The sequence below is a fragment of the Geodermatophilus maliterrae genome (assembly GCF_041018925.1).
GTDB classification, from domain to species: domain Bacteria; phylum Actinomycetota; class Actinomycetes; order Mycobacteriales; family Geodermatophilaceae; genus Geodermatophilus; species Geodermatophilus maliterrae.
This window is the reverse complement of sequence record NZ_JBFNXQ010000014.1, coordinates 1-23,970: the sequence shown is the minus strand read 5'-3', so window position 1 is coordinate 23,970 and position 23,970 is coordinate 1. Positions and strand designations below refer to the sequence as shown.

23 protein-coding genes are annotated in these 23,970 nt (G+C 74.7%); 3 read left to right on the top strand and 20 right to left on the bottom strand.

Annotated elements, in window-relative coordinates; translation table 11 throughout:
* Positions 1–63: 63 nt before the first annotated feature.
* From ABQ292_RS06880 to ABQ292_RS06840, 9 genes are all read right to left on the bottom strand, one after another.
* Positions 64–1,044 carry a gluconeogenesis factor YvcK family protein gene (locus ABQ292_RS06880; protein ID WP_369204603.1) on the bottom strand — a complete coding sequence of 327 codons (981 nt, stop codon included), beginning with the start codon at positions 1,042–1,044 and terminating at the stop codon, positions 64–66.
* Positions 1,044–2,027: an RNase adapter RapZ gene (rapZ, locus tag ABQ292_RS06875; RefSeq protein WP_369204600.1), complete on the bottom strand. Its 984-nt coding sequence runs from the start codon at positions 2,025–2,027 to the stop codon at positions 1,044–1,046. The genes ABQ292_RS06880 and rapZ overlap by 1 nt, the downstream gene beginning before the upstream one ends.
* On the bottom strand, positions 2,024–4,078 hold the full coding sequence (gene uvrC / locus ABQ292_RS06870) for an excinuclease ABC subunit UvrC (protein ID WP_369204598.1): 2,055 nt from the start codon (positions 4,076–4,078) through the stop codon (positions 2,024–2,026). Before uvrC ends, rapZ begins: the two co-directional genes overlap by 4 nt.
* A gap of 57 nt (positions 4,079–4,135) precedes the next feature.
* Positions 4,136–5,056, bottom strand: coding sequence for an alpha/beta fold hydrolase (locus tag ABQ292_RS06865; protein WP_369204596.1), 921 nt, complete (start codon positions 5,054–5,056; stop codon positions 4,136–4,138).
* A 94-nt stretch (positions 5,057–5,150) separates the two neighbouring features.
* Positions 5,151–5,441 carry a hypothetical protein gene (locus ABQ292_RS06860; RefSeq protein ID WP_369204594.1) on the bottom strand — a complete coding sequence of 97 codons (291 nt, stop codon included), beginning with the start codon at positions 5,439–5,441 and terminating at the stop codon, positions 5,151–5,153.
* A gap of 177 nt (positions 5,442–5,618) precedes the next feature.
* Positions 5,619–6,041 carry a VOC family protein gene (locus ABQ292_RS06855; RefSeq protein ID WP_369204592.1) on the bottom strand — a complete coding sequence of 141 codons (423 nt, stop codon included), beginning with the start codon at positions 6,039–6,041 and terminating at the stop codon, positions 5,619–5,621.
* 10 nt (positions 6,042–6,051) lie between these two features.
* Positions 6,052–6,486: a helix-turn-helix domain-containing protein gene (locus ABQ292_RS06850; RefSeq protein ID WP_369204590.1), complete on the bottom strand. Its 435-nt coding sequence runs from the start codon at positions 6,484–6,486 to the stop codon at positions 6,052–6,054.
* Positions 6,487–6,697: 211 nt separating this feature from the next.
* A complete protein-coding gene (uvrA, locus tag ABQ292_RS06845) occupies positions 6,698–9,595 on the bottom strand; it encodes an excinuclease ABC subunit UvrA (protein WP_369204588.1) in 2,898 nt (965 codons plus the stop codon).
* A gap of 148 nt (positions 9,596–9,743) precedes the next feature.
* Positions 9,744–11,150: an amidase gene (locus tag ABQ292_RS06840; RefSeq protein ID WP_369204586.1), complete on the bottom strand. Its 1,407-nt coding sequence runs from the start codon at positions 11,148–11,150 to the stop codon at positions 9,744–9,746.
* Positions 11,151–11,197: 47 nt separating this feature from the next.
* On the opposite strand from ABQ292_RS06840, the gene ABQ292_RS06835 reads away from it, so the two are divergent.
* Positions 11,198–11,854 carry an MBL fold metallo-hydrolase gene (locus tag ABQ292_RS06835; protein ID WP_369204584.1) on the top strand — a complete coding sequence of 219 codons (657 nt, stop codon included), beginning with the start codon at positions 11,198–11,200 and terminating at the stop codon, positions 11,852–11,854.
* Between the two features lie 212 nt (positions 11,855–12,066).
* On the opposite strand, the gene ABQ292_RS06830 is transcribed toward ABQ292_RS06835, so the two are convergent.
* Both ABQ292_RS06830 and ABQ292_RS06825 read right to left on the bottom strand, forming a co-directional pair.
* Positions 12,067–12,831, bottom strand: coding sequence for a CPBP family intramembrane glutamic endopeptidase (locus ABQ292_RS06830; RefSeq protein ID WP_369204582.1), 765 nt, complete (start codon positions 12,829–12,831; stop codon positions 12,067–12,069).
* On the bottom strand, positions 12,828–13,769 hold the full coding sequence (locus ABQ292_RS06825; RefSeq protein ID WP_369204580.1) for an NAD(P)H-binding protein: 942 nt from the start codon (positions 13,767–13,769) through the stop codon (positions 12,828–12,830). Before ABQ292_RS06825 ends, ABQ292_RS06830 begins: the two co-directional genes overlap by 4 nt.
* Between ABQ292_RS06825 and ABQ292_RS06820 the strand changes: the two genes are divergently transcribed.
* Complete coding sequence (locus tag ABQ292_RS06820; RefSeq protein ID WP_369204578.1) at positions 13,768–13,905, top strand: hypothetical protein; 138 nt, start codon at positions 13,768–13,770, stop codon at positions 13,903–13,905. The genes ABQ292_RS06825 and ABQ292_RS06820 overlap by 2 nt on opposite strands.
* A 61-nt stretch (positions 13,906–13,966) precedes the next feature.
* On the opposite strand, the gene ABQ292_RS06815 is transcribed toward ABQ292_RS06820, so the two are convergent.
* From ABQ292_RS06815 to ABQ292_RS06775, 9 genes are all read right to left on the bottom strand, one after another.
* Positions 13,967–14,728, bottom strand: coding sequence for an SDR family NAD(P)-dependent oxidoreductase (locus tag ABQ292_RS06815; protein ID WP_369204576.1), 762 nt, complete (start codon positions 14,726–14,728; stop codon positions 13,967–13,969).
* Positions 14,729–14,750: 22 nt separating this feature from the next.
* The gene (locus ABQ292_RS06810) at positions 14,751–15,752 is read right to left on the bottom strand and encodes an acetamidase/formamidase family protein (RefSeq protein WP_369204574.1); all 1,002 of its coding nucleotides are present in this window, start codon (positions 15,750–15,752) and stop codon (positions 14,751–14,753) included.
* 45 nt (positions 15,753–15,797) lie between these two features.
* A complete protein-coding gene (locus ABQ292_RS06805) occupies positions 15,798–17,012 on the bottom strand; it encodes an alpha-hydroxy acid oxidase (RefSeq protein WP_369204572.1) in 1,215 nt (404 codons plus the stop codon).
* Positions 17,013–17,113: 101 nt separating this feature from the next.
* Entirely contained in the window at positions 17,114–17,866 is a 753-nt protein-coding gene (locus ABQ292_RS06800) for a TerD family protein (protein WP_369204571.1), read from the bottom strand.
* Between the two features lie 69 nt (positions 17,867–17,935).
* Positions 17,936–19,756 carry a S9 family peptidase gene (locus ABQ292_RS06795; RefSeq protein ID WP_369204569.1) on the bottom strand — a complete coding sequence of 607 codons (1,821 nt, stop codon included), beginning with the start codon at positions 19,754–19,756 and terminating at the stop codon, positions 17,936–17,938.
* Positions 19,757–19,821: 65 nt separating this feature from the next.
* Positions 19,822–20,676, bottom strand: coding sequence for an AIM24 family protein (locus ABQ292_RS06790; protein WP_369204567.1), 855 nt, complete (start codon positions 20,674–20,676; stop codon positions 19,822–19,824).
* 11 nt (positions 20,677–20,687) lie between these two features.
* The gene (locus ABQ292_RS06785; protein WP_369204565.1) at positions 20,688–21,332 is read right to left on the bottom strand and encodes an AIM24 family protein; all 645 of its coding nucleotides are present in this window, start codon (positions 21,330–21,332) and stop codon (positions 20,688–20,690) included.
* Between the two features lie 3 nt (positions 21,333–21,335).
* Positions 21,336–21,953, bottom strand: a complete 618-nt coding sequence (locus ABQ292_RS06780) for an AIM24 family protein (RefSeq protein ID WP_369204563.1) — start codon at positions 21,951–21,953, stop codon at positions 21,336–21,338.
* Between the two features lie 109 nt (positions 21,954–22,062).
* The gene (locus tag ABQ292_RS06775; RefSeq protein ID WP_369204561.1) at positions 22,063–23,178 is read right to left on the bottom strand and encodes a DUF475 domain-containing protein; all 1,116 of its coding nucleotides are present in this window, start codon (positions 23,176–23,178) and stop codon (positions 22,063–22,065) included.
* 299 nt (positions 23,179–23,477) lie between these two features.
* On the opposite strand from ABQ292_RS06775, the gene ABQ292_RS06770 reads away from it, so the two are divergent.
* Positions 23,478–23,970: hypothetical protein (locus tag ABQ292_RS06770; RefSeq protein WP_369204559.1), on the top strand; the 493-nt coding region annotated here is incomplete at its 3' end.

Genomic DNA, 23,970 nt, shown 5'->3' with positions numbered 1-23,970 from the left:
CCTCGAACCGTCCGGTCACCGTCGGTACCGGTGTACCGGTGTACCGGCTGCGACCCCTACCCGTCACTGCGCTCCGACCACCACCGAGGTCAGCGCGGCGGACAACCGCGTGGGGTCGTGGCGCGGTGAGCCGTCGAGCTCGGCGACCGGGGCCAGGACGAGCTCGGCGCCGCACTCGCGCACTGCAGACAGGAGACCACAACGGTCAACCACCGATTCCGCATCCGCGATCACGGTGTGCAGCGCCACACCGTCCAGGTGGGCCTGCAGCACCCGCAGGTGCTCCTCCGGCGAGAAGCCGTCGGTCTCCCCCGGCTGCGGCTCCAGGTTGAGCACCACGACCACCCGGGCGGGGCTCGCGGCCAGCGCCGCGCGCAGCTTCGGCACCAGCAGGTGGGGCAGCACGGAGGTGTACCAGGAGCCGGGCCCCAGCGACACGACGTCGGCGGCGGCGATGGCGGCGAGCACGTCGGGGTGCACGGGCGGGTCGGCCGGCGCGAGCAGGATGTCGCGCACCCGGCCGGGGGTGGAGGCGATGGCCACCTGGCCACGGATGGTGCGGGTGCGGGCCGGGTCGTCGGGGTCGAACGTCTCCACGTGGGCGACGAGGTCGAGCGGGACGTCGGCCATGGGCAGCACCCGCCCGCACGCGCCGACCAGCTCGCGCGCGGCGTCGAGCGCGCGGACGGTGTCGCCGTCGTGCAGCTCCACCAGCCCGGTGAGGACGAGGTTGCCGACGGGGTGCCCGGCGAGCACGCCGGTGCCCCCGAGCCGGTGCTGGAACAGCCGCGCCATCTCCTGCCGAGCCGGGTCCTCCCCGGCCAGCGCGGCCAGCGCCATGCGCAGGTCACCGGGGGGTAGCACGGGCATCTCGCGGCGGATCCGGCCGGAGGAGCCGCCGTCGTCGGCCACGGTGACCACGGCGGTCAGGTCCGGGGTGATCCGGCGCCAGGCGCCCAGGGCCGCAGCCAGTCCGTGGCCGCCACCGAAGGCGACCACCCGGGGGGCGGCGCTGGACCCGGGCGCGGTGGGCCGGGCGCCCACTACTCGCGGCCCAGGTCGCGGTGGCGGGCGACCGCGTCGATGCCGTCGGCCCGCAACCGGCGGGTGAACTCCTCGGCGATGGCGACGCTGCGGTGCTTGCCGCCGGTGCAGCCGACCGCGAGCGTCAGGTAGCGCTTGCCCTCGCGGCGGTAGCCGGGCACGAGCAGCCGCAGGACGTCGGTGTAGCGGTCGAGGAAGGGCCCGGCGTCCTCCTGGCCGAGGACGTAGTCCCGGACGTCGGGGTCCTGGCCGGTGTGCGGGCGCAGCTCGGGCAGCCAGTGCGGGTTGGGCAGGAAGCGGGCGTCGACGACGAGGTCGGCGTCCAGCGGGAGGCCGTACTTGAAGCCGAAGCTGAGCACGGTCGCCGTCAGGGGCGGGGTGCGGCCCTCGCGCGCGAAGGCGTTCTCCAGGGTGGCCCGCAGCTGGTGGACGTTGAGGTCGCTGGTGTCGACCCACAGGTCGGCCTCGCCGGCGATCCCGGTGAGCAGGACCCGCTCGGCGGAGATGCCGTCGATCAGCCGGCCCGAGCCCTGCAGCGGGTGCTCGCGGCGGTTGGACTCGTACCGGCGGACCAGCACCTCGTCGCGGGCGTGCACGTAGACGACCCGCGGCCGGTGCCCGGCCTCGGCCAGCACCCGGATGGCCTCCTGCAGGTCGCTGGAGAAGGCCCGGCTGCGGACGTCGACGACGGCGGCGAAGCGGCGGACGTCGCCGCGTGCGCCGAGCTCGACCATCGGCAGCAGCAGCGCCGGCGGCAGGTTGTCGACGACGTACCAGCCCAGGTCCTCCATGACCCGTCCGGCGCTGTTCTTGCCCGCACCGGACAGGCCGGTGACGACGACGACCTCGACCGGCGGCGTCTCGGTGCTGCTCCCGTCGAGGCCGGCCGGGACGTCGGCCTGTGGACCGGCCTGACCGTCCCGCGCGGCGACGTCGGCGGTCGGGGCCGCCGTCCCGGCCCCGGTCCCCTGCTCGGTGCTCACGAGGCGACCCGGCCGACCTCGGCGGTGTCACCGGCGCCGGGGACGGGCGTCCCCCGCTCGGCCGGCCCGGCCGGCGCGGTCGTGCTCTCGACGACACCGTCCGCGTCGACGTCGTCCGCGTCGTCGCGAGACCGGTCGGCAGCCGGCTCGGCGACGGCGGCCAGGACCGCCTCGGCGGTCCGGCGGCCGATGCCGGGCACCGCCACGAGCTCGTCGACCGAGGCCGCGCGCAGCCGCTTGAGGGACCCGAACTGCTTCATCAGCGCCTTCCGCCGCGTCTCCCCGAGGCCGGGGACGTCGTCCAACAGCGACACCAGCATGCTGACCGACCGCTTCTGCCGGTGGTAGGTGATCGCGAACCGGTGGGCCTCGTCGCGCACCCGCTGCAGCAGGTACAGCGCCTCCGAGGTGCGCGGCAGGATCACCGGGTCGCTCTCCCCGGGCAGCCACACCTCCTCCATCCGCTTGGCCAGCCCGCAGACGGCGACGTCGACGACCCCCAGCTCGTCGAGCGAGCGGGCGGCCGCGGCGACCTGCGGGGCGCCGCCGTCCACCACGAGCAGGTTCGGCGGGTAGGCGAACCGGCGCGGCCGGCCCTCCTCCGCGGCGATGCCCTGCTCGTCCCTGCGGTCGGCCTCCTCCTTGAGGTGGCGGGCGAACCGGCGGCGGACCACCTCGGCCATGGCCGCGGTGTCGTCGGTGCCGTGCTGGACGGAGAACCGGCGGTAGTCCGACTTCTTCGCCAGGCCGTCCTCGAAGACGACCATGCTGGCCACGACGTTGGTCTGCTGCACGTGCGAGACGTCGATGCACTCGATGCGCAGCGGCGCCTCGGGCAGCTCGAGCGCCTCCTGCAGCTCGCTGAGCGCCAGGCTGCGGGCGGTGAGGTCGCTGGAGCGCTTCACGCGGTGCCGGGCGAAGGCCTCCTTGGCGTTGCGCTCCACGGTCTCCAGCAGGCTGCGCTTGTCGCCGCGCTGGGGCACCCGCAGCGACACCCGCGAGCCGCGCAGCTCGGTGAGCAGCTCCTCGTAGACGTCGGCGTCCTCGGGCAGCTCGGGGACCAGCACCTCCCTGGGCACCGCCTCCCCCGCCTCGCCGACCCCGGTCTGCTCGTCGACCCCGCCGTACACCTGCAGGAGGAACTGCTCGACCAGCTCGCCGGTGCTGACCTCCTCGACCTTGTCGATGATCCAGCCGCGCTGGCCGCGCACCCGCCCGCCGCGGACGTGGAACACCTGGACGGCGGCCTCCAGCTCGTCCTGGGCGAAGGCGACGACGTCGGCGTCGGTGCCGTCGCCCAGGACGACGGCCTGCTTCTCCATCGCCCGCTTGAGCGCGCCGAGGTCGTCGCGCAGCCGGGCGGCCTTCTCGTACTCCATGGCCTCGGCGGCCTCGGCCATCTCCCGCTCGAGCCGCTTGACCATGAGGTCGGTGCGGCCGGCCATGAAGTCGCAGAAGTCGTCGACGATCGCGCGGTGCTCCTCGGTGGAGACCCGGCCGACGCAGGGGGCGGCGCACTTGCCGATGTAGCCGAGCAGGCAGGGCCGGCCGATCTGCCCGGCCCGCTTGAAGACGCCGTTGGAGCAGGTGCGGGCGGGGAAGACCCGGGTGAGCGTGTCGAGCGTCTCGCGGATGGCCCAGGCGTGCGCGTAGGGCCCGAAGTACCGGACGCCCTTCCTCTTCGGCCCGCGCATCACCTGCAGCCGCGGGTACTCCTCGTTGAGGGTCACGGCGAGGCTCGGGTAGCTCTTGTCGTCGCGGTAGCGGACGTTGAACCGCGGGTCGAACTCCTTGATCCAGTTGTACTCGAGCTGGAGGGCCTCGACCTCGGTGCCGACGACGGTCCACTCGACGCTCGCCGCCGTCGTCACCATCTGGCGGGTGCGCGGGTGCAGGCCGGCGACGTCGGCGAAGTAGCTGTTCAGCCGCTGGCGCAGGCTCTTCGCCTTGCCCACGTAGATCACGCGGCCGTTGGGATCGCGGAACCTGTAGACCCCCGGGCTCTCGGGGATGCTGCCGACCGCGGGGCGGTACGTGGACGGGTCGGGCATGGCTCCCAGGTTAGGTCGGGGGGACGACACCGGTGTGGTTCGCCCCCGCCGTCGGTGTCATCCGGCCAGCCGCTGCTCCAGCCAGGCCAGCAGGTCGGCGGTCACCTCGTCGCGGTTGGTCTCGTTGAACACCTCGTGACGGGCGTCGGGGTAGACCCGCTGCTCCACCGGCAGGCCGCGGCCGCGCAGCAGCTCGGCCAGCGCGGTCACCTGCGCGGCGTCCTCGCCGCCGACCGGGTCGCGCTGCCCGGACAGCAGCAGCACCGGCAGCCCACCGGGCAGCCCGGCGACGCCCTCGGGGCTCGCGACCCGGGTCACCAGGGCGAACATCCCGGCGCCGTAGCCGTACGTCGGCGGGACGTCGTCACCGCACAGCGGGTCGGCCACGTAGGCGTCGACCTCGGCCGGGTCGCGGGACAGCCAGTCGTAGGGGGTGCGGGCCGGCTCGAAGGACGCGTTGAAGCCACTGAGGGCGTCCATCGGCTGGTCCCCCAGCCCGCCGGCGACGGCGGCCTCCAGCTGCGGCACGGCCTCGGCGAAGCGCGGCGCGACGCCGATCGGCCCGGACAGCACGAGGCCGGCCAGGCCCGCGCCGTCGCGCTCGGCGGAGGCCAGCGCCACGGCGGAGCCGAGCGAGTGGCCGAGCAGGAACCGCGGGACGCCGGGGTGCTCGGCGGCCAGCCGCTCCCCCAGGTCGCGGACGTCGTCGAGGACGGCGTCGCTGGTCGCGCCCTGGCCGAACGCCCCGGGTCCGGTCGACTCCGCCGTGCGCCCGTGCCCGCGCTGGTCGAGCGCGGCGACGGCGAGGCCGCGGGCGGTGAGCGCCCCGGCCAGCCGCTCGTAGCGGCCGGCGTGCTCCGACAGCCCGTGCACCAGCTGGACCGTCCCGCGCGCCGCGCCGTCGGGCCGCCAGCGGCGCTCGGCCAGCCGGACGCCGTCGGCGGCGTCGGTCCAGGTGACGGGTGCGGGACCGGTCATCGGCAGGGCCTCCTCGGACGGCGTCGTCGCGCGGTCAGCCTGCCGTCCTCGGGCCGGCTCCGCAGCCCGGGGTGTCGTGGTCGTGCGGTGCCGGTCAGGCCGCCGGACGGGACCGGCGCACCTGGGGCGCCCACGCGGCGGCGGTGACGGCGCGCCGGGTGAGGCGCACGCCCCGGCTGCCCAGCACCAGCGCCGAGACCAGACCCACGCCCCCCGCGAGGAAGACGACGGCCCCGGGTACCGCGTCTGCGGTGACGGCGAGCACCGCGACGGTGACCAGGGCGAGCAGGACGACCGTGGAGCGCACGCTCCCGCCCGGTGACGAGCCCACGGGAGAGCCGCAGGTGGACAGGTCGGGGTCGCAGTCGGGCGTGAGCGCGCTCATGGGCGTCTCCTCCATCGGGCACCCGTCACGCCGCGTCGACGGCGTGACGTCCGTCACAGCGGACGATACGGCGCGTCCCCGTATCGGCTCAAGTGGGTGGCCCTCCAGGGCGGGCGCGGGGCACCCGACGGTGAGCGACGCCGCCGGCGCGGCGGCCGGGACCCGGCCGCGAGCGCCTCAGGTGGAGGGCGGCGGGGTCATCTGCGCGACGCGCACGGAGTTGCCGAACGGGTCGCGGAAGCCGAAGTCGATGCCGTAGGGCTGCACGACCGGCTCCTCGGGCACGTCCACGCCCTTCTCCCGCAGCGCGGCATGGGTCTTGTGCGCATCGTCCGTGGTGAAGAACAGGTGGCCGCCTCCGGCGCCCCGGGTGACCAGGTCGCGCACCTGCTCGGCCAGCTCCGGGCTGACCGACGGCGGGGCGGGCAGCTCCAGGAGCACCGCGTGGCCGGGGTCGGAGGGCAGCGCGACGGTGAGGAAGCGCATCGGCCCGAACTGCTGGTCGGTCTTGACCTCGAAGCCGAGCTTGCCCACGTAGAAGTCCAGCGCCTGGTCCTGGTCGAGGACGTAGATCTGCGTGATCGAGATGGTGTTCAACATGCGTCCGACGCTAGGGCGCGGGGACCGCGCCGGGCTTCTCCGTTCCTGAGCTGTGCTCGCTCGGTCTCAGCCAGCGCATGCCGAAGCAGCTGGGCACGGCCGCCAGCGGCCCGCGGCGGCGGTACGCGCTCGGCGGCTCCCCCACGACCTCGGCGAACACCCGGCTGAAGGTGCCGAGGCTGGAGAAGCCGACCGCCATGCAGACGTCGGTCACCGACCGGTCGGTGCTGCGCAGCAGCCACATGGCCCGCTCCACCCGGCGGCGCTGCAGGTACCGGTGCGGCGTCTCGCCGAAGGTCGCCCGGAAGGTGCGGATGAAGTGCGCCTCGGACACGTGCGCGATCCGGGCCAGCGTGGGGACGTCGAGCGGCTCGGCGTAGGAGCGGTCCATCTCGTCCCGCGCCCGGAGCATGCGGCGGTTGGAGTCCTCGCTCGCCCGGCTCACCGGGTCAGCATCGCAGCGGAGCGGCTCCCGGGGCAGGGCCGGGCTCCCCGCGTCCACACGGCCGTGATCGTCGCCCGGGAGCGTCTTCCCGCTGGTCAGCGGCGCCGCGGGCGTGGTGGGCACGTGGTGGTGGGCATCCCAGCAGAGATGGCTCGAGCGCCGGCACGGCTGCGCCGGTCCCGGGCGGGATGCCCGGGACCGGCGCCCGCGCTCAGCTGGCGCGCTTGCGAGTGGCGCGCTTCTTCGGCTCGGCGGCCGCGGCCTCGACCGCAGCCGGGTCGAGCAGCGGCACGAGGTAGCGGCCGGTGTGGGACTCCGGCACCGACGCGACGAACTCCGGCGGTCCCTCGGCCACGACCGTGCCGCCACGGAACCCGCCCTCGGGGCCCATGTCGATCAGCCAGTCGGCACTCTTGATGACGTCGAGGTTGTGCTCGATGACGATCACCGAGTTGCCCTTGTCCACCAGGCCCTGCAGTACCAGCAGCAGCTTGCGGATGTCCTCGAAGTGCAGACCGGTGGTCGGCTCGTCGAGCACGTACACGCTGCGCCCGTTGGACCGCTTCTGCAGCTCGCTGGCCAGCTTCACCCGCTGCGCCTCACCGCCGGAGAGGGTCGTGGCCGGCTGGCCGAGCCGCACGTAGCCCAGGCCGACGTCGGTCAGCGTGCGCAGGTACCGCGCGATCGACGGGATCGCCGCGAAGAAGTCGGCGGCCTCCTCGATCGGCATGTCGAGGACCTCGGCCACCGTCTTGCCCTTGTAGTGCACCTCGAGCGTCTCCCGGTTGAACCGGTTGCCCTTGCACACCTCGCACGGGACGTAGACGTCCGGCAGGAAGTTCATCTCGATCTTGATCGTGCCGTCGCCGGAGCACGCCTCGCAGCGGCCACCCTTGACGTTGAAGGAGAAGCGCCCCGGCTGGTAGCCGCGGATCTTCGCCTCCGACGTCTGGGCGAAGAGCTTGCGGATCTGGTCCCAGACGCCGGTGTAGGTGGCCGGGTTGGACCGCGGGGTGCGGCCGATCGGCGACTGGTCGACGTGCACGACCTTGTCCAGGTGCTCCAGGCCGGTCACCGTCCGGTGCCGGCCCGGGACCATCCGGGCGCGGTTGAGCTGGTTGGCCAGCACCGTGTAGAGGATGTCGTTGACCAGGCTGGACTTCCCCGACCCCGACACCCCGGTGACGCCGACCAGGCAGCCCAGCGGGAAGGTCACGTCGACGCCCTTGAGGTTGTGCTCGCGGGCGCCCCTGACCACCAGCTCCCGGCCCGGCTGCGGCTGCCGCCGCACCTTCGGCACGGTGATCTCCATCCGGCCGGACAGGTACTGGCCGGTCAGCGAGCGCTCACTGGCCAGCAGCTCCTCGACGGTGCCGCTGACGATCACCTCACCGCCGTGCTCGCCGGCGCCCGGGCCGATGTCGACCACCCAGTCGGCGGTCTTGATCGTGTCCTCGTCGTGCTCGACGACGATGAGCGTGTTGCCCATGTCGCGCAGCCGCACGAGGGTCTCGATCAGCCGGCTGTTGTCACGCTGGTGCAGCCCGATCGACGGCTCGTCGAGCACGTAGAGGACGCCGACCAGGCCGGATCCGATCTGCGTGGCGAGCCGGATCCGCTGCGCCTCACCGCCGGCCAGCGTCGCCGCGGGCCGGTCGAGGGAGAGGTAGTCCAGGCCGACGTCGACGAGGAAGGACAGCCGGGCCTGGATCTCCTTGAGCACGCGGTCGGCGATCGCCCGCTCACGCTCCCCCAGCTCCAGCGCGCCCAGCCACTCGGCGGCCTCACCGATCGACAGACCGGTGACCTCGGCGATCGAGCGGTTGTTCAGCTTGACCGCGAGGATCTCCGGCTTGAGCCGGGTGCCGTGGCACACGGGGCAGGGCACGTCGCGCATGTAGCCCTCGTACTTGTCCCGCATGTACTCGCTGTCGGTGTCCTCGTGGCGGCGCTCGAGGAAGGGCAGCACACCCTCGAACGCGGCGTAGTAGCTGCGCTCGCGGCCGTAGCGGTTCTTGTAGCGGACGTGCACCTGGTCGGGGGAGCCGTGCAGGACGGCCTTCTGCACCTTGGCCGGCAGGCCCTCCCACGGGGTGTCCATGGAGAACCCGAGCATGTCCGACAGCCCGGAGAGCAGCCGCTGGAAGTACTCGTTGCTCATCGACCCCGCCCACGGGGCCACCGCGCCCTGCGCGAGGCTCTTCTCCGGGTCGGGGATGACGAGGTCCGGATCGACCTCCTTGCGGGTGCCGATCCCGGTGCACTCGGGGCAGGCGCCGAACGGCGAGTTGAACGAGAAGCTGCGCGGCTCGAGGGCCTCGAAGGACAGCCCGTCGTCGACGCAGGCGAGGTGCTCGGAGAAGGTGCGCTCGCGCTGCGGGTCGCCGTCGGGCAGGTCGACGAAGTCGAGGACGACGAGGCCGCCGGCCAGGCCGAGCGCGGTCTCGACCGAGTCGGTCAGGCGGCGCTTGGCGCTCTCCTTGACCGTGAGCCGGTCGACGATCACCTCGATCGTGTGCTTCTCCTGCTTCTTCAGCTTCGGCGGCTCGGTGAGCGGGTGCACCGTGCCGTCGACCCGGACACGGGAGAAGCCCTGGGTCTGCAGCGAGCTGAACAGGTCGACGTACTCGCCCTTGCGCGCCCGCACCACCGGGGCGAGCACCTGGAAGCGGGTGCCCTCCTCCATGGCCAGCACCTGGTCGACGATCTGCTGCGGCGTCTGCCGCGAGATCGGCTTGCCGCAGTTGGGGCAGTGCGGCTGGCCGGCGCGGGCGTACAGCAGCCGCAGGTAGTCGTAGACCTCGGTGATGGTGCCGACGGTCGAGCGCGGGTTGCGGTTCGTCGACTTCTGGTCGATCGAGACGGCCGGCGACAGGCCCTCGATGAAGTCGACGTCGGGCTTGTCCATCTGGCCGAGGAACTGGCGGGCGTAGGCCGACAGCGACTCGACGTAACGCCGCTGGCCCTCGGCGAAGATGGTGTCGAAGGCCAGGCTCGACTTGCCCGACCCGGACAGCCCGGTGAACACGATCAGGGCGTCGCGGGGCAGGTCGAGGTGGACGTCCTTGAGGTTGTGCTCACGGGCGCCGCGGACGACGAGACGGTCCAATGTGATCCCTGTCGGTCAGCCGGGCCGGCCGGTCTCGCCGGGGCCCACGGTGGAGGTTCGGTGGAGGTGTCGAGGTGTCGGTACGCGCAACGCCGTCACCGCCCGGGCGCAATCCGTGACGACGGCGACGTTGCCGTGTGGCGGCAGCTCAGACGGAGGCCGGGGACGGCGCCCCGGCGGGGTCGAAGACCGGCGCGTGACGGCGCCAGGGCTGCCGGCGCTCCAGCTCCCCGGCCAGCCAGAGTAGTCGCGTCTCGCTGCCCGGGGGGCCGGCGAACTGGACCGCCAGGGGGTGCCCCTCGGGCCGGGTGCCGGCGGGCAGGACCAGGGCGGGCAGGCCGGCCAGGTTCCACGGCGGCGTCCACGGCGCCCACCGCGCGTTGGCCCAGACGTTGGAGGTGAACGACCGCTCGTGCCAGGGCCGGGCCGGCAGGGGCGGCCCGGTGGTCACCGGGGTGAGCAGCAGGTCCACGTCGGAGAAGAACGCGGTCATCCGCTGACGGAACCGCTCCGCCGTCCGCGGGCGGACCAGGCCGGCCCGGCGGACCAGCCGGCCGATCCGTGCGTGCGTCCGGCTGCGCGGCTGCAGGGCCGCCCGGTCGATCCCCAGGGCCTCGGTCCCGGAGTCGGCGCCGGCCAGCCACCGGGCGAGCGTGCCGCCGGCCGCTCCCGGCGGGACGACCAGGCGCCGCCGGACGACGGTGTGCCCGGCCGACCGCAGCTCGGCGGCGACCGCCTGGACCGCCGCCCGCGCCGGGCCGTCGGTCGGGACGCCGGGGACCAGCGGGGCGGTGGACACGGCGATCCGCAGCGGGCCGGCGGGCGCGGCGGGCGGGCCCGGCCGCTCCCCGGCGAGCAGCGAGGTGGCCAGCGCCAGGTCGGCCACGGTCGTGGCCAGGACCCCGTTCTCGACCATCCCGGACCAGTCGTCGGGGAGGGTGGGGACCACGCCGCGGCCCGGCTTGAGCGTCACCAGCCCGCACGCCGCGGCGGGCAGCCGCAGGGACCCCATGCCGTCGTTGCCGAGCGCGAGGGGGACGACGCCGGCGGCGACCGCGGCGGCGCTGCCCCCGGAGCTGCCCGCCGGGGACCGCGCGGTGTCCCACGGGTTGCGGCTGACGGCACCGGGGGCGTCGGTGGCGGCGTAGAGGCCGAGCTCCGGCATGCGCGTGATCCCGAGGACGACGGCCCCGGCCGCGCGCACGCGGGCGATGACGGGGTGGTCCTCGGACGCGGGCGCGGCCGGGCAGGCCGGGGAGCCCCCGGTGGGCGTCTCGCCGGTCACGGCGATGTTGTCCTTGACCGCCACCGGGACGCCGGCCAGCGGCAGCGACGACCGGTCGGGCGCGGCGTCGACCGCCGCCGCCTCGGCCAGGGCCGCCTCCGCGCGGACCACCCGGAACGCGCCGATCCGCGGCTCGACGTCCGCGAGGTGGGCGAGGTGCGCGCGCACCACCGCGACGGCGGAGAGCTCGCCGGACCGCACCCGCGCGGCGATCTCGGTGGCCGGCAGACCGACGACCCGGGCGCCGCCGGGACCTCCGCTAGCGTCCATGCGGCGACCGTATCCGCGGTCGCCGACAGATTCCGAACGGAGGCCCGATGAGCTACACCGGCGACGTCGAGGTGGGCGGTCCGGCCGACGTCCGGGAGCTGCCCGGGTTGACCATCAGCAAGGTCGCGGTCAGCGAGATGTCCAACAACGCCTACCTGCTGCGGTGCACCGCGACCGGGCAGGCGCTGCTCGTCGACGCCGCCGCGGAGCCGGAGACGCTGCGGGCGCTGGTCGGGGACGCCGACCTGCGCACCGTCGTCACCACGCACGGGCACTGGGACCACCACCGGGCGCTGCCCGACGTCGTGTCGACCACCGGCGCGCAGACCGTCGCGCACGCCGCCGACGCCGGTGACCTGCCGGTGCCGGTCGACCGCACGGTGGCGCACGGGGACACGGTCGCCGTCGGCGAGCAGGTGCTCGAGGTGGTGCACCTGCGCGGGCACACGCCGGGCAGCATCGCGCTGGTCTGGCGCGGCCCGGACGACGCCGGCACGCACGTGTTCACCGGCGACAGCCTCTTCCCCGGCGGTCCCGGGAGGACGACGAACCCGGCCGACTTCGGGTCCCTCATGGACGACCTGGAGGAGAGGGTCTTCGCTCCGATGGACGACGCGACGTGGGTCTACCCGGGTCACGGGAAGGACACCACGCTCGGCACCGAGCGCCCACACCTCGGGGAGTGGCGCGACCGGGGTTGGTGAGGAGCCGACCGGGGACGGGTCACCTCCGCGGGCGTCGTCGAAGCCCTCCGGGCTCCGGCCTCTCGGCTCCGCCCTCACCGCAGCGGAGGCATCCCGTCACGGAGGACGCCTGAGCGCAGGACGGCGCCCTCGCGGTCCAGGCCCGATGGACCGCCGGTGGCGTCCGAGCCCCGGACCGCAGGCTCCTCCGGAGGTGGGCGGTCCGGGGAGCATCAGGCGGCCGCGGGGCGCGGGTCGTGCGCGTCGGGACGGTCGGCGAACAGCGGCGGCAGGAAACGCAGCATCAGCGCCGACCAGGTGACGTGGGTGAGCACCGGGGCCTGGATGCCGCCGGTGACCCGCCGCTGCACCCCGAACAGCGCCCCCATGACCAGTGAGGCGAGCAGCAGGGCCGGGTTGCGGGTGGCCGCAGTGGCCAGACAGTAGACCGCGGTCGAGGTGACCACCGGGCGATCGACGCCGATGGCGGCGTACAGGGCGCCGCGGAAGAAGACCTCCTCGGCCACGCCGTTGGCCAGCGCCGTCGTCGCCACCAGGGGGGTCGAGCCCTGGTGCGCATAGCGCATGACCCTGGTGATCGACCGGTCGAGGACGGGGATCCGGCGGGCCACCAGGGCCGCGCCGTAGAAGGCGCCGAAGGCGGCGACCCCCGTGATCACCGGCGTCACCACGGGGCGGCGCAGCTGGTGGTCGGGCGTGAGCACCCAGCCCAGGTGCAGCGGACCCGAGGCCAGGCCGCCGGCGACCCAGGTGCCGGCCACGGCCATCGTGAGGCCGTAGAAGGTCGGCGAGCCGGGCTTCGTCGACAGCGAGATCCCGAGCAGCCCGGCACCCCCCAGCGCCACCCCCGCGGTCACCCTCCGGCGGCGACGGAAGGCCGCGTCGGTCTCGCGGTGGTCGCGCGGGACCGGCTCGACCAGCCGGTCCGGCAGCCGCTCGGCCGCTCGTGCCAGCAGGCCGCCGCGCCGTCGGCTCACGAGCGGGCGCCGCCGGCGAGCAGGCCGGCGCGGCGGACGCGGGCCGCGCGTCGGCGGTCGGCCGCCCGCTCGCCCAGCGCCACCAGCACCATCTCGTCGTAACCCATCGGCTCGAAGGGCACCACCGTGCGGATGGCGTCGTCGGTGACGACGACCTCGTTGATCATCGAGTCGACCAGCGAACGGCCGGTGGTCACGTCGACGTCGGTGACCAGCGCCAGCCAGCGCGAGGACAGGCTCGGCGTCAGCAGCGGCACGGGGACGACGAACAGGTGCCTGCCCTGGATGTCGGCGACCCGGCTGAGCATCTGGAGGTAGGTGAGCACCTCGGGGCCGCCGACCTCGAACACCCGGCCCCTGGCGTCGGGCGCCTCGAGGACGCCCACCAGGTAGCGGACGACGTCTGCGACGGCGATCGGCTGCGTGCGGGTGTGCACCCACCGCGGGGTGACCATCGCAGGCAGGTGCGCCACGAGCTGACGGGTCATCTCCCAGGAGACGCCTCCGTGCCCGACGACGATGCCCGCGCGCAGGGTCGTGACGGGGACGCCGGTCGAGGCGAGCAGCCGCTCCACCTCGCGGCGGCTGCGCAGGTGGGGGGAGAGTTCGTCGCCGTCGCGGCCCAGTCCGCCGAGGTAGACGATCCGCTCGACGCCGGCGTCGGCGGCGGCGCGGGCGAAGGTCCGCGCGGCCTCGGCGTCCTTGCGCTGGAACTCGGCGTCGCCGAGGGAGTGCACCAGGTAGTAGGCGGCCTCGCAGCCGCTCAGCGCCCGCCGCAGCGACGCCTCGTCGGTGACGTCGCCGGCCACCGGCGTGCCTGCGCCGCCGTAGTCGTCCGGCCGGCGGGTCATGGCGCGCACGTCGTGGCCCGCCTTCACCAGGGCCGGCGCGAGCCGGCCGCCCACGAACCCGGACGCGCCGGTGAGGAGGAGTTGCATGAGCACCGGGTACCCGGGCGCGCTGACCGGAATCCCGCCGGCCCGCGGCTCCGGCCCGGCACCCGGGCACGGCAGGGACACGACGATCGGCGCCGAGCGCCCGTCCCTGCCGGAGTGGCGCGCCCGCGGGTGGTGACCGACCGACGGCGCCCCCGGTCAGCCGGTCGGCCCGGACGGACGGACGAGGGCCGGGGCGGTCACAGCTGGATGCCGCGGGTGAGCGCGCCGTCCACGACGAGGTTGGTGCCGGTCGTGAAGCTCGACACCGGGCTGGACAGGAAGACGACGGACTTCGCCATCTCCTCCGCCGTCCCCATCCGGCCGGTGGGGTTGAGCGCCAGCGACGCGGTGAACAGCTCGGGGTCGCCGTTCTCGATGCCCTGCCAGAAGCCGCCCTCGAAGTAGGTGTTGCCCGGCGAGACGACGTTGGCGCGCACCCCGCGCCCGGCCAGCTGCACCGCCAGCCCGGACACGTAGCCCACGATCGCCGTCTTCATCGTCCCGTACGGCCCCGAGACGGCGTCGGACTCCCGGCCCGAGACGCTGGAGACGGCCACGATGGAACCCGTTCGGCTGCGCTCCAGGTGCGGGATCGCCGCCTTCGCCAGCCTCACCGTGTGCATCAGGTCGACCTCGAAGCTCGTGTACCAGTTCTCCTCGGTGTCGGGGATGGCCAGGGCGCTGACGTTGGCGACGACGGCGTCCAGCCCGCCGAGCCGGCCGGCGGCGGCCTCGACCCAGCCGGTGAGCGCCGCCCCGTTCCGCACGTCGAGCTGCGCACCGGTCGCCCGGCCCCCGCGCTCGGCGACCGCCTTCTCGGTCGCCTCGATCTCCGCGGCGTCGCGGGCGCAGAACTCCACGACGGCGCCCTCGTCGACGAAGGCCTCGACGATCGCCCGGCCGATGCCACGGGTCCCGCCGGTCACGAGCACGCGGGAGCCGGTCAGCTGCAGGTCCATGCGGGATCCTCTCGGAGGTGGGTCAGCGCAGGGTCGCCGCGCGGCGGCGGAGGTCGTCGTGCAGCCCGTCGTAGGCGGTGGCCCGGGGCAGGAGCGACTTCCGGGCCTTCACCACGGTGCTGTAGTTCGCGTCGACGACGTTGGCGATCGGCACCTCGGCGATCTGCGAGAGGAGCTGGTAGGCGTCCATCGGGTGCAGCCCGTAGAGCTCGCCGAACCAGCGCACCAACTCGACCTGGCCGATCCGCCACGCGTCCTCCAGCGGCCGGCTCGAGCCGACGGTCATCCAGTGCGTGTCGTCCTCGATCCGGGGCCACAGCGGCGCGCCGCCCTTGATCAGCTCCACGACGAGGGTCGTGGTCATCGCGCCCTCGACAGCGGTGCCGCAGGCCTCGCCCTCGCCCTGCCGGTAGTGCCCGTCACCGACGGAGAACAGCGCCCCTTCGACGTTGACGCCGAGGAAGCAGGTGGCGCCGGGCCGCATCTGCGGGGTGTCCATGTTGCCGCCGAAGCGCTCGGGCACCAGCGAGCTGCGGACCTCCCCGCCGGGTGGCGCGACACCCACGGTGCCGAGCATCGGCTCCACCGGGAGCGCGACCTGCAGCTCCGAGTGCAGCGCCGCGAAGGTCACGGTGTTGCGCGTGCGGTCGAGCTCGTAGATCCAGGTGGTATCGGGCAAGGGGTCCTGCAGCGTGGCCACCCGGTCGGTACTGGTGAGGCCGCCGAAGAAGGGGATCGCCGCCGACGCGCCCCAGTCCCGGGCCGGCTCCATCGCCACGAAGTGCAGCGCCAGGGTGTCCCCCGGCTCGGCGCCCTCCACGAAGAACGGGCCGGTCTGCGGGTTCACGAACCGCAGGTCGACCTTCTCGCCGGACAGGTCGGAGGGCTTGCGCAGTGCGCCGCAGAAGGCGTCGTCGGACCACACCCGCAACGCCGTCCCAGGCGTGATCCGCACGAGCGGGGGGACGCCGCCGAAGGTGAAGGCGTACTGCTCGAAGGTGGGAACGACCTCGACGACGTCCATTGCGGCACCCTAGGAACCCGCCGGTGGGTGGGCAACCGGCGCCGATCAGGCGCGCAGGCGCACCCGGTCCGGCGTCAGCTCCGCCATCGAGGTCACACCGAGCAGCTGCAAGGTCCGGGCCATCTCCCGGGCCAGGATGTCCGCCGCCCGCTGCACCCCGCGCTCACCACCGGCCATGAGCCCGTACAGGTAGGCCCGGCCCACGAGGCAGCCGCGCGCCCCGAGAGCGACGGCGGCCACCACGTCGGCACCGTCCAGGATGCCGCCGTCGAGGAGGACCTCGGCGCGGTCGCCGACCGCCCGCACGACCGCGGGCAGCTCCTCCAGCGGCGTGGGTGCCCGATCGAGCTGGCGGCCGCCGTGGTTGGAGACGACGACCGCGTCGGCGCCGGCGTCCACGACCGCCCGCGCGTCCTCCGCCGTCTGCACGCCCTTGACGACGAGGGCGCCGCTCCACGTCTCCCGGAGCGCACGGACGTCGTCCAGCGTCGCCGCCGGCTCGAACACGCGGTCGGCGAGTTCGGCGACGGTGCCGCCCCACGAGCGCAACGAGGCGAACTCGAGCGGCTCGGTGGTGAGCAGGTCGATCCACCAGCGGGGGTGGACGGCGGCGTTGGCGACGGTCCTCGGGGTGAGCGTGGGCGGGATGGTGAAGCCGTTGCGCACGTCGCGCAGTCGCGGCCCGGCCACGGGTGTGTCGACGGTGAGGACCAGCGCCTCGTACCCGGCCGCGCCGGCCCGCTCGACGAGCGCGGCACTGGCCTCGCGATCCCGCCAGAGGTAGAGCTGGAACCAGCGGCGGACCCCGGGTGCCGCGGCCGCCAGCGCCTCGATCGTCGTGGTCCCCATGGTCGACAGGGCGTGCGGGATGCCGACCCGCTCGGCCACCCGGCCCACCGCCGTCTCGCCCTCGGCGTGCATCAGCCGGGTGAAGCCGGTCGGCGCGAACGCCAGCGGCAGGGCCGACGGGCGGCCGAGGAGCACGGTCGAGGAGTCGACGACGGACACGTCGCGCAGCACGCTGGGACGGAACTCGACCCGCTGGAACGCCTCGCGGGAGCGGCGCAGGCTGAGCTCCGCCCCCGCGGCGCCGTCGGTGTAGTCGAAGACGGCCCGCGGTGCCCGCCGGCGGGCGATCTCGCGGAGGTCGCCGATGCTCGCGGCGCGGGCCAGCCGGCGATCGGTGGCGTCGCCGGCCGGGCCGCGCGGGCGGGCCAGTTCCCTCAGCTGGGACCAGCGGGGCAGCCGGCGCTCCACCACGGGGACCCCTTCCGTCGTCGTCCGGTCACCTTGCCAGGACGGCGGCCGCGGTGGCGCGCCCGAGGCGGGTGACCCCGGGCGCGCCGGACGGGCTCAGCGGCTCACTTGCGGCCGGGGGTCCAGTCCATGCCCCAGCCGTACTGGCGGTCGAGGACGTCCTGGCCGCCGTGCACGTAGCGCACCTCGCGGTTGACGACGAGCTGCCCGCCCTGGTTCTCGATCATCGCGATCGCGCAGAGCCGGGCGCGCGGGTCGTGCTCGTCGAGGCGCACCTCGATCTGCGGGCCGTTCGCCGGGTACATCGTGACGACGGCGTCGGCCTGACCCCAGTTCGGCACACCCTCGTAGATCAGCGCGAACACGAGCACCCGGCGGATCAGCTGGGTGTGCTCCAGGTTGATCAGCAGGTTCTCGCCGCCGCTCGCCGCGCCGGACCGGTCGTCCCCGTCCAGCCACACGATCGACTGGCCGCCGCCCAGCGAGTGCTGCCCGCGGAAGGCGTTGCCCAGCGCCTGGATGACGCCCTTCGACCCGTCGGCGTACTCGTACAGGCAGCCGAGGTCGAGGTCGATCGCCCCGGACGACGCGGCCGCGGCCAACCGCTTGAGGAAACCGCCGCCACCCCCGCCCGCGGGCCTCGAGTTCCAGTTGAGGTTGACCCTCAGGATGCCCGTCGTCCCGGCCGTCTTGGTCAGCGACACCGACGGCGACGCCTTGGTGAGCGACACCTTGCCCAGGTCCACGCCGCCGGACGCCGGCGGCGGTGGCGGCTGGTACGGCGGCGGCTGCGGCGGCGCCGGGGGTGGCGGCTGCTGCTGCGGCGGGGACTTCGGGCGCTTCGTGTAGTCGACCAACTGGGGCCTCCCCGCAGGTCCCCGACGGGCGGGGCCCTGCTCTGTGAGCGGCGGACGCGTCCCCCGACCCTAGGGGGCGCCGCCACCCTCCCGCCCCGCCCCTCGCTCACCGGCCGGGCCGTCACCCTCGGCCACGGGCAGCCAGCGGTCCCACCAGCCCAGCAGGTGCTCCAGCCGGGCCAGCCGGTGCCGCGGGCGGCCGGCGGCCGGGTCGGCGGCGGTCGGGTCGAGACCCTCGCCGGGGAAGAGCAGCAGCTCGCTGGGGACGCCGCGCCGCTGCAGCGCGGCGAACAGCCGCTGCCCCTCTTCCGGCGGGCAGCGCCGGTCCCGCTCGGCGGAGACGACGAGGGTGGGTGTGCGGACGGCGTCGAGGTCCTCCGGCAGGGTGCCCGCCGGCGGGCGCTCCACCACAGCGGCGGCGAACCGGTCGGTGCGGCCGGTGAGGACCCCCGCGAGCCCGCCGCCCAGGACGCCGACCCGCTCGGCGTCCAGCGCGGGGTCGGCCAGCGCGGCCTCGAGGACGGCCAGCGCGGCGTCGGCGGACACCAGCGGACCGCACTGCACGACGGCGTACCCGGCCGAGGCGTGGACCTGGACGTCGTCCCGGAGCGACCAGCCGCCGCCCGACACCGCCAGCAGCACCGGGTGGGGGCCGGCACCGTCGGGCACCGTCACCCAGCCGTGCACCTGCCCGCCGTCGGGGGCGTCGGCGGTGAGCTCCGCCGCCCGGTGCAGCCGGCCGGTGGCCCCCAGCCCGCGGCCGAAGCCGGTGAGCAGCCGGCGCCGCCCGGGCGTGATGGCGACCAGCTCACCCGCCGACCGGTCGTGCGCCACCGTCGCGACGACGACCCCGCCGGCGGCGGCGAACCCGCGCACGGTGAACGGCCCGTCGACGAGGGGCTCGGGCGGCCGTCCGTCCAGCGGGACGCGCAGCAGCTCGACCGCCCCGGCCCGCCGCACCCCGGCCAGCGTCGCCCCGTCGACGACGACGGTCCCGGGCGTCCCGTCGGCGCGGTGCGTCTCCTGCGGGTCCAGCAGCGGCACGAGCGGGCCGCCGGCGACCGGCACGCGGCACGGGGTCGGCCCGCTCCCGGCGACGTCGAGGCCCTCGGGACCGAGGTCGGGGCGGGCGGTGACGAGGAGGGTGGCGCCGCCGGGGTCGAAGGCCGGCGTCCGGCACCGGCCGCGGCCCCGGGTGACCCGCCGCGGGTTCCCGCCGCTCGCCGGGACCAGGTAGACGTCGCGGACGAGGTCGCGGTCGGCGTGCGCGTGGCGGGCGGAGACGAAGGCCAGCACCCGGCCGTCGGGCGACCAGGCGACGTCGGTGTCCCCGCCCGCGCCGTCGGTCAGCTGCCGCGGCTCCGGCAGGGGCACGGCGTCGTCGTCGGGGTCCTCGGGCAGGTCGAGGACGAACACGCAGCCGGGCCGGTCGCGGGTGTGCTCGTCCTCGTCGGCCCCCGCGGGGCGGAGCCGGGTGAGCAGCCGGGGGGCGCCGGCGTCGGCACCGTCCGAGGGCACCGGGCCCACCCAGGCCAGCCGCCGGGAGTCCGGTGACCATACCGGCGCCCCGGCGCCCAGCGGCGCGTCGGTCAGGCGGCGGGGGGCGCCGCCGGCGGTGGGCAGCAGGTGCACCTGCGGCGGGTCCCCCGGCACGGCGGAGAGGTAGGCCAGCCACCGGCCGTCCGGGGAGAACGCGGGGGCGGAGTCGCGGGCCCCGGAGGTGAGCGGGCGGGCCGGCGCCGACCCGTCGGTGGGCACCGCCCACAGCTGCGCCCGGTACCCGTCGGCGTCGACGTCGGGCCGCTCGACGGCTACCACGGCCATGCGGCCGTCCGGGGAGACGGTCGGCACCCCCGGCGTGCGCAGCAGGGCGAGGTCGGCGGGCCGCATGGGCCCCCGAGACTAGTGGAGCGGGGTCCCCGGCCCGGCCGTCCGCGCCGGGCCGGGGAGGCCGCTCAGGACTGCTGCTGCGCCCGGGCGACCAGCCGCTGCCCGAGGGCGCCGGCCTGGGTGTCGGTGAGCAGCTGGGTCTGCGACTCCACGAGCCGGAGCACCGCCGGGTCCTCGCGGGCGATCTCCGAGGACTGCAGCAGGATCGTGCCCTGCCCGGTGAAGTCGTACTGCCGCTCCTCCCCCGAGGCCCGGCCCAGCGCGCCCGACAGCATGCCGCGGATGCTCTGCGTCATCCACTGGGCGTCGTGGTGCACCGACGGCGACGGGCAGTCGGCCCAGCCGAGCAGCGCGTCCGGGTCGGCCCGGAACGGCGGCTCGACGAAGATCACCGGCCCGTTGGAGGAGGCGATGAACTTCCCGGTGCCGAGGAGGGTGACGAAGCCCGGCACGATCGACTGCTTGAGCTCCAGCTGCGGGGAGAACGCGCAGAGGTTGCGCGCCTTGATCGTCAGGTTGCCGTCGTCGAGGTCGTAGCTGTTGAGGTCGAAGCCGCGGTCGCCGATGAGGACCTTGCCCTGGCCGGAGGCGACCACCCAGTCCTGCACGTAGACGGGGCTGGAGAAGCGGGCGGCCACCCAGGCCTGCACCGCGGAGTACTCGGTCACCGCCTCGAAGCGGACGTTGCCGTAGTAGGCCAGCATGGCGCCCTTGCTCATGAACCAGTCGCCGTTCAGCGCGACGCAGAAGACGTAGGGGTTGACGTTGTCGTCCTCCGGCAGCGTGTGCGCGTCGAGCGTCCTCGGCACCCCGGCGGGCGGGCCGCCGTGGGGCGCCGGAGGCGGGCCGCCGTAGGGGGGCTGCGGCGCGCCGCCGTAGGGGGGCTGGCCGCCGTAAGGGGTGCCGGGCGGGTACGTCATCGTCGCCGTCCTCAGAACTTCTGCTCGCTGGCCTGCACGTACACCGTGCCGTAGCCGCTGATCCTCAACTGGAAGGCCTCGCCGGAGCCCCGGCCGACCACGTCGCGCAGACCCACCTTGGCCGCGAGGTCGACGGTGAGCTGGCCGACGTGCCCGACGTAGGCCTGCGGGTCGACGCCGACCTGCGTGCCGTTCAGCTGCAGCGGGAAGGCGCCGCCGTGCGAGAGCAGCGCCACCGACCCGCGGCCGTGCACGTTGGTGGTGAACAGCCCCTGCCCGGTCATCGCGCCGCTGATCGCCGACCGGATGCCGCCGGAGCCGAGGAACGCGACGCTGGTCTGCAGGCCGGCGTCGTGCACCAGGAGCCGGTCGGCCTCGCAGACCAGCGGCGCGCTGCCGTCGAGCTCGAGGAGCGTGGTGTGCAGCCCCTTGTAGCCGTAGAGGACCTCGCCCTGCCCCTCGGTGGCCATCATCGGGGTGGACTCGCCGGAGAGGGCGGCGCCGGCCATGCCGCCGATGCCCCGGCCCTGCCCGTGCACGGGGCGGAAGGTGACCTGCCCGGAGTAGCCGAGCATCGCGCCGCGGCGGGCGAGGACCGGCGTCGCGGGGCTGACACGCGCCCGGACGACCTTGCTGTTGACCGCGTCGAAGGGCACGGGTCAGCGCTCCGAGGACTGGACGAGCACCAGGCCGTGCCCGGTGAAGCGGAGGGAGAACGGCTCCCCGGTGCCCTCGCCGACGAGGGACTTCCACGAGACGCCGCTGACCATGCTCATCGACAGCTGCCCGCGCGAGCCGACGTAGGCGTCGGGGTCGACGACCAGGTCCATCCCGGGCCGGACCTCCAGCGCCATGACCGGCCCCTCCGACACGATCGCCACCTGGCCGTGGCCGGTGACGGTGGTGGTGGCCAGGCCCTGCCCGCTGGTCATGCCGCGCAGGCCGGCGAACTGGACGTCGAGGCGCAGCTGCTCGGTGTGGGCGAGGATGTGCTCGCTCTCCACGGTGAGCGTGTCGCCGGCCAGGTCGACGACGAGGACGTCCTTGGCGTCGAGGGCCAGGTACACGCGGCCGTGCCCGGTGCAGTCCATGAGCGAGAGGCTCTCCCCGGCGACGGCGCGCTTCAGGGCCGCGCGCATGCCGCCGCCCCCGCCCATGCCGGAGGACTTGAACTCGACGGTGCCCTCGACGGCGACCATCGAGCCGCTGGCGGCCCGGATGCGGTCGCCCTGCAGGTCGGCGTGCAGGACGCGCTTGTCGGCGGTGAGCAGTGCCACGGGTTCCTCTCGCAGGACGGACGGGGGGACGGCGCGGGACCGTATCGGGCTCGCCCGGTGCCGCGGTAGGTCCCACGCCGCGGCCCGTCGTGCCGGACCGTGCGCGCGGTCAGCGCCCGACGGTCACCTCGTCGCGCTCCTCGGCGCGGACGGGCTCGGCGGCCCGCTCGCGCCGGCTCTCGACCACGCTGCTGATGACCGCGGCCACGATGAACAGCAGGCCGGTCAGGCCGGTGACGTACTCGCTGATGTGGAACCGCAGCTCGAGGATCATGATCGCGGCGAGGAAGCCGATGGCCCACATCGCCCCGTGCTCGAGGTAGCGGTACTCGTCGAGGGTGCCCTTGTCGACCATGTAGATGGTCAGCGACCGCACCCAGAAGGCACCGATGCCCAGGCCCAGCGCGATGATGAAGATGTCGCTGCTGATGGCGAAGGCGCCGATGACGCCGTCGAAGGAGAACGACGCGTCGAGCACCTCGAGGTACAGGAACGCCGCCGCGCCGGCGCCGGCCACGGCCTTGGTCGCCGTGCCCGCTGCGTTCCCACCGGAGGTCGAGCCGCCGGTCGCGGTGACGTCGTCGGCGTCGTCGTCCCCCTCGGGGGCCTCCATGAGCTCGTTGAGGCCGCCGATGAGCAGGTAGGTGAACAGGCCGGCGATGCCGGAGACCAGGACGGTGGAGTACTTCTCGGGGTCGGCGATCTGCGAGCCGACGTAGATGACCGTCAGTGCGATGATCACCGCGAGGTAGGGCAGCTTGCCGGCCTTGGCCAGCGGCCGCTCCAGCCACGACAGCCAGTGGATCTCCCGGTCCTCGTCGAAGAGGAAGTTGAGGAAGATCATCAGCAGGAAGATGCCACCGAAGGTGTAGATGGCCTCCGCGGCGGACTCGACGTTCTCGCCGTAGGCCTGCTGGTCGGTCAGCGCGAGGTCCCAGACCTCGGGGATCGACAGCCCTGCGGTGACCGACACCAGCACGATCGGGAGCAGCAGCCGCATGCCGAAGACGGCGATGAAGATGCCGACGTAGAGGAACAGCTTCCGCCACAGCGGGCTCATCCGGCGGAGCACCTTGGCGTTGACCACGGCGTTGTCGAAGGACAGACAGACCTCGAGCACGCCGAGGACGGCGACGGCCAGCAGGGCCGCCGGGCCGCCGAAGAACACGGCGGTGACGAGCGCGGCCACCGTCAGGAAGACGGAGAAGCCGAAGTAGCGGAGCATCAAGGGGTCCTTTCCGACGCCTGACGGACGAGGCGGCGACGAGTTCGGCACGGACGACCGAGCCGGATCGGCCGGGAGGCGGGTCCTGCTGTCAACGAGACCCGGCAGGCACCGGTTCCCGCCGCACCCGGTCGTGCGACGAAGGACACGTCCGGCCGAACGGGCGGCAGCGGCCGCCCGTCGGGTGCAGCACCGCCCCGACGGAGGGTGTTCCGGCGTGGTAGGCATCGGCCGCTGGGGTGCAGGAGCACCGGTCGGCCCCCGCCGGACGGGGACGGCGGGGAGGAGGGGAGGCGGACATGGCCGGGCTCGGCGGGAGCGCCGCCCCCCGCTGGTGGCGCCGCGACGCGGACGCCGCCCGGCGCGAGGCCGCCGCGGCGCGGGAGGCCGCGGCCGCGGCGATGCTGGAGCTGGACGCCGCGCTCAGCGACCTGCCCGACGCCGTGTCCGTCGTGGAGGAGACCGGGGCAGGCGGTGGCGCACGGGCTCAGCACCGCATCTCCGCTCCCGCCTCGTTGGCCAGCGACTGGCGCGACCTCTCCGTCCACGCCGACGCGGTCATCGGACAGTACCTGCAGACCCTCGCCGAGCACGACGCCGAGGCCGACCCCGAGTCGGGCCCGTCGCGCCGGGCGGCCGCCGACCTCGGCCGGGCCGCGGCCGCGCTGCGCGAGGTCCTCGCCCAGGTGCTGCGGTTCCGCGACCAGTACGGCGAGGCGCTGGCCGCCGCGACCCGCGTCCGGGCCACGGCGGCCCGGACCGTCCCCGCCGCCCGGGACGCGGTCGCCGCCG